This is a genomic window from Streptomyces sp. NPDC003248 (genome assembly GCF_055563235.1).
Genome location: NZ_JBVHDT010000006.1, coordinates 366,479 through 378,786, shown reverse-complemented (window position 1 = coordinate 378,786; position 12,308 = coordinate 366,479). Strand labels below are relative to the sequence as shown.

General features: G+C 75.1%; 11 protein-coding genes. 4 read left to right on the top strand and 7 right to left on the bottom strand.

Annotation, left to right across the window (positions count from 1 at the left end; translation table 11 throughout):
* Nucleotides 1-5: 5 nt before the first annotated feature.
* Together ACZ3KJ_RS17780 and ACZ3KJ_RS17775 are read right to left on the bottom strand one after the other, a co-directional pair.
* Nucleotides 6-1,652, bottom strand: coding sequence for a DNA repair helicase XPB (locus ACZ3KJ_RS17780; protein ID WP_467527924.1), 1,647 nt, complete (start codon nt 1,650-1,652; stop codon nt 6-8).
* A 94-nt stretch (nt 1,653-1,746) separates the two neighbouring features.
* The gene (locus tag ACZ3KJ_RS17775) at nt 1,747-4,281 is read right to left on the bottom strand and encodes a helicase-associated domain-containing protein (RefSeq protein WP_467527923.1); all 2,535 of its coding nucleotides are present in this window, start codon (nt 4,279-4,281) and stop codon (nt 1,747-1,749) included.
* Nucleotides 4,282-4,356: 75 nt separating this feature from the next.
* Here ACZ3KJ_RS17775 and ACZ3KJ_RS17770 point away from each other — a divergent pair, with 75 nt between their 5' ends.
* The gene (locus ACZ3KJ_RS17770; protein WP_467527921.1) at nt 4,357-5,406 is read left to right on the top strand and encodes a hypothetical protein; all 1,050 of its coding nucleotides are present in this window, start codon (nt 4,357-4,359) and stop codon (nt 5,404-5,406) included.
* 47 nt (nt 5,407-5,453) lie between these two features.
* Nucleotides 5,454-6,092, top strand: a complete 639-nt coding sequence (locus ACZ3KJ_RS17765; protein WP_467527920.1) for an HAD family hydrolase — start codon at nt 5,454-5,456, stop codon at nt 6,090-6,092.
* Nucleotides 6,093-6,128: 36 nt separating this feature from the next.
* On the opposite strand, the gene ACZ3KJ_RS17760 is transcribed toward ACZ3KJ_RS17765, so the two are convergent.
* Nucleotides 6,129-6,380: a hypothetical protein gene (locus ACZ3KJ_RS17760; RefSeq protein WP_385069840.1), complete on the bottom strand. Its 252-nt coding sequence runs from the start codon at nt 6,378-6,380 to the stop codon at nt 6,129-6,131.
* Between the two features lie 165 nt (nt 6,381-6,545).
* Here ACZ3KJ_RS17760 and ACZ3KJ_RS17755 point away from each other — a divergent pair, with 165 nt between their 5' ends.
* Complete coding sequence (locus tag ACZ3KJ_RS17755; RefSeq protein WP_385069837.1) at nt 6,546-6,929, top strand: cold-shock protein; 384 nt, start codon at nt 6,546-6,548, stop codon at nt 6,927-6,929.
* Nucleotides 6,930-6,951: 22 nt separating this feature from the next.
* On the opposite strand, the gene ACZ3KJ_RS17750 is transcribed toward ACZ3KJ_RS17755, so the two are convergent.
* The 4 genes from ACZ3KJ_RS17750 to ACZ3KJ_RS17735 form a co-directional block, all read right to left on the bottom strand.
* A complete protein-coding gene (locus ACZ3KJ_RS17750; RefSeq protein WP_467527919.1) occupies nt 6,952-7,803 on the bottom strand; it encodes a 1,4-dihydroxy-6-naphthoate synthase in 852 nt (283 codons plus the stop codon).
* On the bottom strand, nt 7,793-8,557 hold the full coding sequence (locus ACZ3KJ_RS17745) for a futalosine hydrolase (protein WP_467527917.1): 765 nt from the start codon (nt 8,555-8,557) through the stop codon (nt 7,793-7,795). The genes ACZ3KJ_RS17750 and ACZ3KJ_RS17745 overlap by 11 nt, the downstream gene beginning before the upstream one ends.
* Nucleotides 8,527-9,039 carry a DUF2771 domain-containing protein gene (locus tag ACZ3KJ_RS17740; protein ID WP_389521390.1) on the bottom strand — a complete coding sequence of 171 codons (513 nt, stop codon included), beginning with the start codon at nt 9,037-9,039 and terminating at the stop codon, nt 8,527-8,529. The genes ACZ3KJ_RS17745 and ACZ3KJ_RS17740 overlap by 31 nt, the downstream gene beginning before the upstream one ends.
* Before the next feature lie 109 nt (nt 9,040-9,148).
* On the bottom strand, nt 9,149-10,582 hold the full coding sequence (locus ACZ3KJ_RS17735; RefSeq protein ID WP_467527915.1) for an MFS transporter: 1,434 nt from the start codon (nt 10,580-10,582) through the stop codon (nt 9,149-9,151).
* A 324-nt stretch (nt 10,583-10,906) separates the two neighbouring features.
* On the opposite strand from ACZ3KJ_RS17735, the gene ACZ3KJ_RS17730 reads away from it, so the two are divergent.
* Nucleotides 10,907-11,833 carry a DUF3027 domain-containing protein gene (locus ACZ3KJ_RS17730; protein WP_467527913.1) on the top strand — a complete coding sequence of 309 codons (927 nt, stop codon included), beginning with the start codon at nt 10,907-10,909 and terminating at the stop codon, nt 11,831-11,833.
* The last annotated feature ends 475 nt before the right edge of the window (nt 11,834-12,308 follow it).

The window sequence follows — 12,308 nt, the reverse complement described above, 5'->3', positions numbered from 1 at the left end:
CCCGCTCAGCCCCCGTCCGCCAGCAGTTCGTCCGCGTCCACGATCCGGTACGCGTACCCCTGCTCCGCCAGGAACCGCTGGCGGTGGGCCGCGAAGTCCTGGTCGATGGTGTCGCGGGCGACCACCGAGTAGAAGTGGGCCTGGTGGCCGTCCGCCTTGGGACGCAGGACGCGGCCCAGGCGCTGGGCCTCCTCCTGGCGGGAGCCGAAGGTGCCCGACACCTGGATGGCGACCGTCGCCTCCGGCAGGTCGATCGAGAAGTTCGCGACCTTCGACACCACCAGCACGCTGATCTCGCCCTCGCGGAAGGCGTCGAAGAGCTTCTCCCGCTGGGCGTTGGAGGTCTCGCCCTTGATGACCGGGGCGTCCAGGTGCTCGCCCAGTTCGTCGAGCTGGTCGATGTACTGGCCGATGACGAGGATCTGCTGCCCGGCGAACCGCCGCACGATCGCCTCGGTCACCTTGCGCTTCGTCGCGGTCGTCGCGCAGAAGCGGTACTTCTCCTCCGTCTCGGCCGTCGCGTACGCCAGCCGCTCGGAGTCCGTGAGGTTCACCCGCACCTCGACGCAGTCCGCGGGCGCGATGTACCCCTGCGCCTCGATCTCCTTCCACGGCGCGTCGAACCGCTTCGGGCCGATCAGCGAGAACACGTCCGACTCACGGCCGTCCTCCCGCACCAGGGTGGCGGTCAGACCGAGCCGCCGCCGCGCCTGGAGGTCCGCCGTGAACTTGAAGACCGGCGCGGGCAGCAGGTGGACCTCGTCGTAGACGATCAGGCCCCAGTCGCGGGAGTCGAACAGCTCCAGGTGCGGGTAGACGCCCTTCCGCCGGGTCGTCAGCACCTGGTACGTGGCGATAGTGACCGGCCGGATCTCCTTCCTGGTCCCGCTGTACTCGCCGATCTCGTCCTCGGTCAGCGAGGTCCGCTTCACCAGCTCGTGCTTCCACTGCCGGGCGGAGACGGTGTTCGTGACGAGGATCAGCGTCGTGGACTTCGCCTGCGCCATCGACCCGGCGCCGACCAGCGTCTTGCCCGCGCCGCAGGGCAGCACGACGACACCGGACCCGCCGTGCCAGAAGTTCTCCACGGCCTGCTTCTGGTACGGCCGCAGCGCCCACCCGTCCTCGGCGAGCTCGATCGGGTGCGCCTCGCCGTCGACGTACCCGGCGAGGTCCTCGGCCGGCCAGCCCAGCTTCAGCAGCGTCTGCTTGATCTGGCCGCGCTCGGAGGGGTGCACGGCGACCGTGTCCGGGTCGATGCGGGCGCCGACGAGCGGGGCGATCCGCTTGGACCGCAGGACCTCCTCCAGCACGGGCCGGTCGGTGGACGTCAGGACCAGGCCGTGCGTGGGGTGCTTGGACAGGGTCAGCCGGCCGTAGCGGTCCATCGTCTCGGCGACGTCGACCAGCAGCGCGTGCGGCACCGGGTAGCGGCTGTACTGCACCAGCGCGTCCACGACCTGCTCGGCGTCGTGACCGGCGGCGCGCGCGTTCCACAGGCCGAGCGGGGTCACCCGGTAGGTGTGGATGTGCTCCGGCGCCCGCTCCAGCTCGGCGAACGGCGCGATGGCGCGGCGGCAGTCGTCGGCCCGCTCGTGGTCGACCTCCAGGAGCAGGGTCTTGTCCGACTGGACGATCAGCGGTCCGTTCACGTACGCACATCCCTTCCGCACGGCCAAACGTCCAGTGTGCCTCACCCGGGGGGAAAGCGGTCGGCCGTCGGCCGCGGCCGGACGTCCGCCGCGGTCAGTCGTCGGCCAGCTCCGCCACCCCCGTGATCCGGTGCAGCGGGTACGTCCGCACCTCGTCCGCCGTGTGGTCGTACGCCGTCACGAAGCCGCCCTCCACCCGGACCGGGGCGATGACGCGCTGGCTGGCGCCGCCCTCGGCGTTGACGTAGCCGATCCACAGGGCCTCGCCGGTCAGGACGGCGGCCTGCACGGTGGCGAGGGTCTCGGCGGAGCTGGTGCGGGGGAGTTCGCCGGGGGCGAGCGGGGCGGCGTCGGTGGGCTTGCGGGGGGCGGTGGAGGCCAGGTCGCCCGCCCGGACCGCGCGGATCGCCGCCGTGAGGAGCGTGGCGTCCGGGACGGGCGGCCCGTCGGGGACCGGCTCGGGCGCCGTGCGGGGCGGGGTGCGGTGGGCGTGCGCCCGGGCGATCAGGACGTCGCCCTCGGCGGACTCGGCGGCGGGCGCGAAGCCCATCGCCCGCAGCCCGTCGAGGAGGGCCGCCGGGTCGGCCTGGGCGGCCAGCACGGTCGGCGCGAGGCGGCGCAGGCGCAGGCCGGCGGAGCGCTTGTCGGCGAGGATCTCGTTCAGCAGGGCGTCGTCGTCGCAGCGGACGTACGCGGAGGCCGCGCCCACCCGCAGGTGGCCGTGTCTGCGGGCCACGTCGTCGATCAGGTAGGCCAGCGGCTGCGGCACCGGCGTACGGGAGTGCTCGGCGAGGAAGGCGTGCAGGTCGGAGGCGGTCCGGCCGGCGTCCAGGGCACGGCGTACGGAGGCCGGCGTGAACCGGTAGACGGTCGCGCCGCCCTTCGACTCGACGTCCGCGAGGACGCCCAGCACGTCGGCGAGCGGACGCCGCAGCGGGCCGGGGGCCACCGCGGTGAGGTCCGCCTGGAGCAGGACGTGGTCCAGCGGTTCGGGCAGCAGCGGGGCGAGCAGCCGGGCGGCGGCCACGACGGCGACGGCCTGCTCGGGAGGGGACGGCGGGGCCGCGGTGCGCGGGGCCGGGGCGACCGGGGCGGGCTCGGCGGGCACGGCCGGGCGGTCAGGGCCCGGGACCCCGGCCGGGGACGCCCCCAGCAGGGCGCGGCCGTGCGCCGACAGCGCGCCCCGGCCGGTGACGCCCAGCAGTTCGGCCTCCGCCAGCGTCCACCGGGCGAGCCGGGACCGCAGGTCGTCCTCGCCCGCCGTCCCCTGCGGGCCGCGCAGCGGCCGCTCCCAGCGCAGCCGGCCGAGCACCGCCTCCGCGTCCGGCGCGCCGCCCTCCGGCAGCCCCGCCAGCAGCGTCAGCACCCGGTGGCGCACCTCCGGCGCGGCCGAGCGGTCCAGTCCCGGACCCAGCGCCGACAGCGCCCGGTCCTTCGCGTCCCGGCCGCCCACCAGCCCCGGCGTCCGGGTCGCCATCAGCCACGCCTCGGCGAGCCCCGCCCACCGCTCCGCCGCCGGACGCTCCCGCCACTCGTCGTACGCCGGGGTCGCCGCGTACCGCTCGTCGGCCTCCCCGTCGGAGGCGAGCAGCCCCGCCGCGTACGCCAGTTCCACCCAGAACGCGGCCACGGGCTCGGCGACGTCCAGCGCGACGGCGGTCCGCTTCAGGTCGCGGACGCTGAGCCCGCCGGCCCGCAGCACCGCGGGCCCGCCCTCGTCCCACTCCTTCAGCAGCTCCTCGACGGTCGCCAGCGCCGTGTACGCCTGGCCCGCCGCCGTCGCGTCCACATCCTGTGGACGGTGGGTGACGGCCGGCTCGACGGCCGGCGGCAGCGGCTCGGGCACCCGGTGCGCGCGGCCCGCCCGCAGGTGCAGCGCGACCTCGCGGGGCAGCACCACGGTGCCGGGCGCGGTCGGCAGCAGCAGGCCCCGGTCGAGCAGCCAGCGCAGCCGGGGCGCGGGGTCGGCGGTGACCTGGCCGTACGGCGGTCCCCACACCAGCCGGTCCAGGACGTCGAGCGAGTCGGCCGGCGCCCGGCCGAGCAGTGCGCCCAGCTGCCTACGGTCGGTGAACAGGCCGGTCAGCGCGGTGACCGCGGACACGGAGTCATGGGTCGACGGCAGCCCGACCGCCGACACGATCGCCTGGACGCGGCCCGGCGACATGCCCGCGGTGGCCTCCCGCACCGACGGGCCGAGACCCGTCGGGGAGGGGTGCTGCGGGGACGGCGCCAGCAGTTCGCGGGCGGTGCGGACCAGGCGCAGCCGGTCGTCGTCGCCCCAGACGAGGGCCTGCTCGCGGAGGGCGGCCACGGCACCGGGGAGCGCGCGGGCGACGGTCTCGTCGGCCGTGTCCCCGGCCATGAGCCCCAGCAGTTCGCCGTACGCCGCCGGGTCCCCGGCCACCGCCAGCGCCTCCGCCGTCTGGAGCGCGAACCGGTCCAGCCGCTCCAGCGCGCGCACGACGGAGGCGCGGGTCGCGGCGCGGGTGGCGAGCTGGGTGAGGTCGGTGGGGACCGGGGTGATGAGGTCGGGGCGACGGCGCAGAAGCGCGGCCAGGGAGTCGTCGTCCCGGGCGCGGAGCGCCTCCGCGAGGGACCGCGGGGCCGGAGGGTCCTCGGTGCTCATCCCACCCACGGTAGCGGGTCGCCTCCCGGGGCCGGGGTGACGTGCGCCCGGCGGTCCGCGCGGTAGCGTCCTCCCGTGGGGATCGAGAGCGACCAGGTCGTCTACGAATATCTGAGCCGGGTCGGGGACGTGGCGCAGCAGCGGCAGTTGTCGTCGGCCACGCGGATGCGGCTCGTGTCGGATCTGCGGAACGAGATCGACCGCCGGCGGGCCAGGGCGCCCGTCGACAGTCCCGCCGCCGTCCGCCGGATCCTGGACCGCCTCGGCACCCCGGACGAGATCGTCGCGGCCGCGGCCGGCGACCGCCCGGAGCCGCCGGCGCCTGCGGTGCCGACGGCACCGCAGGCGCCGCCCGCGCCCTCCGTGCCCGTGCAGCGGGACCGCGGGGAGGAGCGGCCCAAGGGGGCGAAGAGCTGGTGGGCGGTGGCGCTTCCCCGGCAGCGGTCCGAGGCGGAGCGGCCCGCGGCCCCGGACGTGCCGTCGCCGCCGCACCCGGCCGGTGCGCACGGACCCGGCGACGGGCTGGAGGGCCCGGACTGGTGGCGGCGCGGCGACGGCCTGCTCGGGCTGGACGACTCGGTGCCCGGCTTCGTCGGCGGCATCGAGATCCCGGCCATGCTGAAGCCCCCGCCGCCGGCCGGGGACCCGCAGGGCCCGGCGGGAGCCGGGGCGGCGAAGGACGCGGGGAAGACGGCCGAGGCGGGGAAGACGGGCGAGGCGGGGGAGGCCGGGGGGACTCCCGCCCGGCGTCGCCGGTTCCTGCCCCTGCCCTCGCTGCGGGCCGCCGCCGGCTGGAGCAACCCGCTCCTCCTCGTCGCCGCGGCCTGCCTCGCCGTCGGCGCGCTCATCGGCGACTGGCGCGTGATGGTCGTGGGCTGGCTCATCGCCTACGCCTCCCGCCGGCTGACCGACCGGGAGACCAAGTGGGCGGTGATGGTCCTGCCGGGCCTGGCGGTCGTGGCCGGCTTCACCTGGCTGTGGGGACGCAGCACGGGCCGCTGGGGCGCCCCCATAGCCGAGGGCGGGATGAACGACGCCGTGGACGCCACCCTGCCCTGGATGATCCGGGGCGCGGCCGTGGCGTCGGCCCTGTTCCTGCTGTGGCGTTCACAACGCCGGAAATGAGACGTCCGGTGCCGGAAGGACCGGAGACCGCGGGGCGGACCGGCAGAATGACCCATATGGCTTCCTCCGGTTCCCCCGCGCCGACCGTCGGGTTCGACCTCGACATGACCCTGATCGACTCCCGTCCGGGCATCCACGCCACCTACACGGCGCTGGCCGAACGGACGGGCGCGCACATCGACGCCGACCTGGCGGTCACGCGCCTCGGGCCGCCGCTGGCGGAGGAGCTCGCGCACTGGTTCCCGGCGGAGCGGATCGCGGACGTGGCCGGCCTCTACCGTGAGCTGTACCCGTCCTGCGCGATCATCCCCACCCTGGCGATGGCCGGCGCCCGGGAGGCGGTGGAGGCCGTGCACGCGGCCGGCGGCCGGGTGGTCGTGGTGACCGCGAAGTGGGAGCCGAACGCCAAGCTCCACCTGGAGCACCTGGGCATCGACGCCGACGCGGTCGTGGGCGACCTGTGGGCCGAGCAGAAGGCGGCGGCGCTGCGCGAGCACGGCGCCGGCGTCTACGTGGGCGACCACGTCGGCGACGTCCGGGGCGCCCGCGCCGCGGACGCGCTCGCGGTGTCCGTGGCGACCGGCCCGTGCGGCGCGGAGGAGCTGGCCGGCGCCGGCGCCGACGTCGTCCTGCCGGACCTGACGGCGTTCCCGGACTGGCTCACCGGCCACCTCGCGCAGCGCTAGGGCGCTTCTGACGGATCTCCGCGGCCGCCGCCGTCGTCACCGTCCGGTCGTCCGGGCCTGCCGGCGTCCGGCCGCGGCGGACCGGAGGACACCCGCTCCCGCGACGAGGAACCCGACGCCCATGAGCATGCTCAATCCGAACATGTACGTCGGAAAAGGCGTCGTGCCGAAGAACAGCGGGGCCACGGTGACGAGAGTGGCCACGGCACCGATGAAGAAGACGATGGCACCGGCACGGATCAGTCGGTCACCGGGCGCGGCGGAATTCGTTTGGGTTTTGTCACGCACCCGACCAGGGTAGTTCCCAGCGCGAGGGAACGACCGGGCGACGTCTTGTCACCGGCTCGAAGACCATTAGCCTTGGTACCGGCGGGTCATGGTCGACCCGCTGTAGTGCTATCAAGAGCCTTTTTCCGAAGCAGTTTTCCGACGAGTACGAGGACGAGGACAGACGTGCCTACCGGCAAGGTCAAGTGGTTCAACAGCGAGAAGGGCTTCGGCTTCCTCTCCCGCGACGACGGCGGTGACGTCTTCGTCCATTCCTCGGTCCTCCCCGCCGGAGTCGAGACCCTGAAGCCGGGACAGCGCGTGGAGTTCGGCGTCGTGGCCGGACAGCGCGGCGACCAGGCCCTCTCCGTCGTCCTCCTCGACCCGACCCCGTCGGTCGCCGCCGCGCAGCGCAAGAAACCGGACGAACTGGCCTCCATCGTTCAGGACCTGACGACCCTCCTCGAGAACATCACCCCGATGCTGGAGAAGGGCCGCTACCCCGAGAAGGCCTCCGGCAAGAAGATCGCCGGGCTGCTGCGCGCGGTCGCCGACCAGCTGGACGTGTAGGGCCCGCCCTGACCCACCCGGGTCAGGGGAACGCGAGCGCCTCCGGGCCGAGGGGCGGCACCAGCCCCTCGGCCGCGGCCCGCGTGAGCAGCCCGCGCACGGCCGCGTAGCCGTCCTCGCCGAGGTCCGCCGTGAACTCGTTGACGTACAGCCCGATGTGCTGGTCGGCGACGGACGGGTCCATCTCCTGGGCGTGCTCCATGACGTACGGGCGGGAGACCTCGGGGGCGTCCCAGGCGGCGCGTACGGAGGCGCGGATCGCGCCGGCCAGCCCGGTCAGGGCGGCGGCGCCCAGCGACCGCCTGGCGACGATCGCGCCGAGCGGGATGGGCAGGCCGGTCGTGGACTCCCAGTGCTCGCCCATGTCGGCGAGCTTGTGCAGCCCGTAGGTGCGGTACGTGAAGCGGGCCTCGTGGATCACCAGCCCCGCGTCCACCTTCCCGTCCCGTACGGCCGGCATGATCTCGTGGAACGGCATCACGACGATCTCGCCCACCCCGCCGGGCACGGTGTCCGCCGCCCAGAGGCGGAACAGCAGGTACGCCGTCGACCTCTCGCTGGGCACGGCGACCGTCCGGCCGGTCAGGTCGGCGCCCGCCTCCCGGGTCAGCACCAGCGGCCCGCAGCCCCGCCCCAGCGCGCCCCCGCACGGCAGCAGCGCGTACCGGTCGAGGACGTACGGCAGCACGGCGTACGACACCTTCAGCACGTCGTGCTCGCCGCGCTCCGCCATGCCGTTGGTGACGTCGATGTCCGCGAACGTCACGTCCAGCGCGGGCGCGTCCGGGACGCGCCCGTGGGCGAGGGCGTCGAAGACGAAGGTGTCGTTGGGGCAGGGCGAGTACGCGATGCGCAGCTGCTGCTCAGTGGTCATGCCGGTGCCAACTCTCCAGGACGGGTGCGAGCTTCCCGAAGGCCGCGGTGAGCGCGTCCAGCGCGTCGGCGATGCGCCAGGCCGCGCGGTCGCGGGGGCCGACGGGGTTGGAGACCGCGCGGATCTCCAGGACGGCGGTGCCGTGCGCGGCGGCCGCCTCGGCGACGCCGAAGCCCTCCATCGCCTCGGCGAGGGCCCGCGGGTGGCGGGCGCGCAGGGCGGCGGCCCGGTCGGCGGTGCCGGTGACCGTCGAGACGGTCAGGATCACGCCGGTGCGGGCTCCGGTCGCGGCCGCGGCCGCGCGGACCAGGGACCGGGGCGGGACGTGGGTGACCGTGCCGAAGCCCAGCTCGGTGACCGGCAGGAAGCCGTCGGCGGTCTCCGCGCCCAGGTCGGCGGCGGTGATCAGGTCGGCGAGGACCAGGGAGCCGACCGGCGCGTCGGGCGGGAAGCCGCCGGCGATCCCCGCCGAGACCACGAGACCGTACGGCGTGCCGTCGAGGGCGGCGGCGGTCAGCGCGGCGGAGACGGACGCGGCGGCCAGGGCGGGCCCGACACCGGCGGCGAGGAGGTCGTGGCCGCCGCCCACGCGGTGCAGGGTGACGCCGGGACGGTGTTCCGCGCGGCCGGGTCCCTCCCCGAACGCCCGTGCCACCGCGTCCCGCTCCGCCGGGACCGCGGTGGCCACGAGGACGCGCGGGCCGGTCACGGGGGCGGACGTGGTCAGTCGTCCTTCTCGAGCTTGAAGGACCACAGGCCGGTGACCGTCTGGCTGTCCTTCTTGCCGTCGCCCGCCTTGATGGAGACCAGCGTCGAGTCGCCCTGGGCGCCGTACTGGGCGTTGAAGAACACGCTGCCGGGGATCGTGCGGTACGTCTTGTCGCTGTCCTCGGTGAGCGGCTGACCGTTCATCAGGATCGTCCAGCGCTTCTCGGCGACGTCGGGGTCGACGCCGAAGCGGACGGTTTCGTCCGGGTCGACGCTGATCGACGCGATGCCCTTGTCCGCCAGGCACTTCGTCAGCGCGGCGGGCTGAAGGGCCTTGCCCTCGCCGCCGCAGGTGGCCTCCTCGCTGACCGAGGACTGGCCGACGGTGATCGTGGACAGCGGCGTCGGCTTGTCACAGGCCGACAGGACGAGCAGTCCGGCGGAAACGGCGCCGGCGGCGGCGACGGCGCGGCGGCGTCGTACGGCGCGGTGAACATCAGCGGCTTCGCCGCGGGGCAGCGTGGTCATGGCCGAAGGTTATCGGGCACCTAGGGCGGTCTCTCTACGTGGGGGCGGCGTGGCCGGGTGTCGCGCCCCACGGGCCCCGTGCGCCCCGGACGTCCCACCCCCGCACGGATCAGGCCAGGTCCGTCCGCGGGGTGCCGCCGTGCCGGGCCGAGCCGAGCAGGCCGCGGACGGTCGTCAGCCAGCCCGCCGCCACGACGGCCGCGGCCACCGACAGGCCCAGCGCGCCGTTCAGCGGCATCGCGATGCCCACCGCGCCGCCGAACACCCACGACATCTGGAGCAGCGTCTCCGAGCGCGCGAACGCCGACGTCCGCACCGGCTCCGGCACGTCCCGCTGGATCAGCGCGTCCAGGGACAGCTTGGACAGCGCCTGGGAGAAACCGGCGACCGCCGCCAGGCACGCCACCAGGAACGCCCCGAAGAACACGGCCGCCGTGACCACCGCTCCCAGGACGACCGCCACCACCGTCACGATGATCAGCTCCGGCGCCCGGGACCGCAGCCACGCCCCCACCGCCGTACCCAGCGCGTTGCCCGTGCCCGCCGCGACCGCCACCATGCCCAGCGACACCGCCGCGCTCTGCCCGGTCAGCGGGTGCTCGCGCAGCAGGAACGCCAGGAAGAAGGTCAGGAACCCCGACAGCCAGCGCAGGGCGGCGTTCGCCCCCAGCGCGTGCGTCACGGCGATGCCGACCGTCCTGAGCCCCGGACGCTTCACCGGCCGGCGGTGCGGGCCGTGCAGGTGCTGCGCGTCCGCGGCGAGCAGCGCGGTGTCCTCGCCCTTCGCCGAGTCGACCTTCCGGGGCAGGGAGAACGACAGGAACGTCCCCGCGACGAAGATCGCGAAGGCGCCGTAGAGCGGGTAGCGCGGGCCGAGGAGCTGGAGGCCGGCGGCCGCGGGCGCGGCGATGCCGGTGGCCAGCAGGCCGCCGAGCGTCACCCGGGAGTTCGCCTTCACCAGGGAGAACCGGGGCGGCAGCAGCCGGGGCACCACGGCGCTCCGGACCACGCCGTACGCCTTCGACGCGACCAGCACGCCGAGGGCTGCCGGGTACATCTCCAGGCTGCCGGTGACGACCGCGCCGGACAGGACGAGGGCGAGCAGGGCGCGGGCGGCCATCGCGCCCGCCATCGCCGCCCGGCGGCCGTGCGGCAGCCGGTCCAGGAGCGGGCCGATCACCGGGGCCAGGACCGTGAACGGCGCCATCGTGATCGCCAGGTACAGGGCGACGCGGCCCCGGGCCTCGTCGGTGGGGACCGAGAAGAAGACCGTGGAGGCGAGGGCGACGGTGATCATCACGTCGCCGGCGCCGTTCACGCCGTGCAGTTCGATCAGCTTGCCGAGACCGGACTCACCGGCGCCGTGCGCGTGGGTGGCCTTGCGGATGCCGCGGGCGGTGCCGGTGAACGGCAGGTGCAGGGCGCGGCCGACCGCGCGGACGGACCCGCTCATCCGGCCCGGACCGCTCACCCGGCTCCTCCCTTTGTTCCCCTTCGCCCCACCTGTACCGGTGGCTCCCCGGGGTGTCCTCGCGGTTGCCACCCCGTCATAGTGCCCCGAGATGGACGTGTGTAGTGCGGTTACCGCGCGTATGGCCGTGTGCCGTCCGGCCCGTCGGGCAGGGGCGGCCGGCCGTCGCGCGCCGGGAAACAGGGGCGCGGAGCACGGTGGAAGCACCGTCGGTGTGGGCTGGGAGCGCGCGAACAGGTAGCGTGCGTATCTCAGCCATCCCGCACAATGGATGGCACAGGTGCGCCCGAGCGCGATCGGACGCAGACGTCGACGCGGTCCCGAGGTCCGCTCCGTCCGCTCCACCGCCGGAGGCAATCCGCACCCTGGAGACGGCGTAGGAGAGAAGCGATACCTGTGAGCGCAGCGACCACGCGAAGCCGCACCCCCGACCGCCTGTGCGCCGAGGCCGTCGACCTCGCCCGCGCCGCGGCAGAGGAGGCCGCCGCGCCCGGCGTGGTCGGGGAGCACGTCGGTGTGCTCTCCGAGGGCGACCGCGTGGTGACGCACTTCTTCGACTGCCGGGAGCTCGGGTACCGGGGCTGGCGCTGGGCGGTGACGGTCGCGCGGGCGTCCCGCGCGAAGATCGTGACGCTGGACGAGGTGGTGCTGCTGCCCGGCCCGGACGCGGTGCTGGCGCCGGAGTGGGTGCCGTGGAGCGAGCGGCTGCGCCCCGGCGACATGGGCCCCGGCGACCTGCTGCCGACGGACGCGGAGGACCTGCGTCTGGAGCCCGGGTACAGCGGCGAGGACGCGCCGCCGCCCAACTCCGCCGTCTCCCCGCAGATGGCGGACCTGGTGGAGGCGGAGGACGCCGAGGTCACGGCGGGCCCGCCGGCGAAGCTTCCGACGGCGCCGTCGCGGGGTTCGGTCGCGGCGGTCGCGGAGGAGCTCGGCATGCGCCGCGCCCGGGTGCTGTCGCGGTACGGGCTGCACACCGCCGCGGACCGCTGGGAGGAGGCCTTCGGGGCCAAGACCCCCATGGCGCAGGCCGCCCCCGCGTCCTGTGTCAGCTGCGGTTTCCTCACCCCCATCGGAGGCTCCCTCGGGCAGGCCTTCGGCGTCTGCGCCAACGAGTTCTCCCCGGCGGACGGCCGTGTCGTCTCGCTGGCGTACGGCTGCGGAGGCCACTCCGAGGCCGCCGTCATGCCGAAACCCCCGCAGCCGCCCGCGCCGGTGATCGACGAGACGCGAGTGGACCCCTTCCCCCTCCGCCCGGCGCCGGACTCCGGCTCGGTCCCGGCGGTGGCGGACGAGGAGTCGGCCGAACTGGGGCACTCCTAACCACGGTCCGGCGCCGACTGGCCTCCTGGGCCGGTGGGCCGGTCCGGGTGGTGGGGCTTTCCTGGGCTGGTGGGCCGGGTCGCGGGTGGTGGGGCTCTCTTCGGCCGGTGGCCGGGTCGCGGGTGGTGGGTGTTTCCTCGGCCGGCCGCCCCTCGCCGGTGGGTCCCTCCTCGGCCGGTCGGCCATCTCCCGGCTGGTCGGCCTCTTGCCGGCCGGTGGGCCAGGTCCGGTTCGGTGGCCGCTCCGTGGCTGGTCAGTCACTTTCTCGGCTTGGGGGCCCAGTCCGGGCTGGTGGCTTCTCCACGGCTGGTCAGCCGAGTTCCTGCCCGGTGGGGCAGTCCGGGCCGGCCGGCCGTTCCCCGGCTGTTCCGCCCCCTTCTCGGCCGGCGGGATGTCTCCCAGCGGTCGGCTGCTCCCCGGCCGGTCGCTCTCGGCGCCGGAGGGCCGACCCACCAGCCCGTCCGGCGTTTGAGGA

Bases quoted from the DNA above. Each gene is read 5' to 3' on its own strand.
- ACZ3KJ_RS17740 (WP_389521390.1), bottom strand. From the start codon at position 9,039: ATGACCACGCTGCCCCGCGGCGAAGCCGCTGATGTTCACCGCGCCGTA.
- ACZ3KJ_RS17775 (WP_467527923.1), bottom strand. From the start codon at position 4,281: ATGAGCACCGAGGACCCTCCGGCCCCGCGGTCCCTCGCGGAGGCGCTC.
- ACZ3KJ_RS17750 (WP_467527919.1), bottom strand. From the start codon at position 7,803: ATGACCACTGAGCAGCAGCTGCGCATCGCGTACTCGCCCTGCCCCAAC.
- ACZ3KJ_RS17765 (WP_467527920.1), top strand. From the start codon at position 5,454: ATGACCCATATGGCTTCCTCCGGTTCCCCCGCGCCGACCGTCGGGTTC.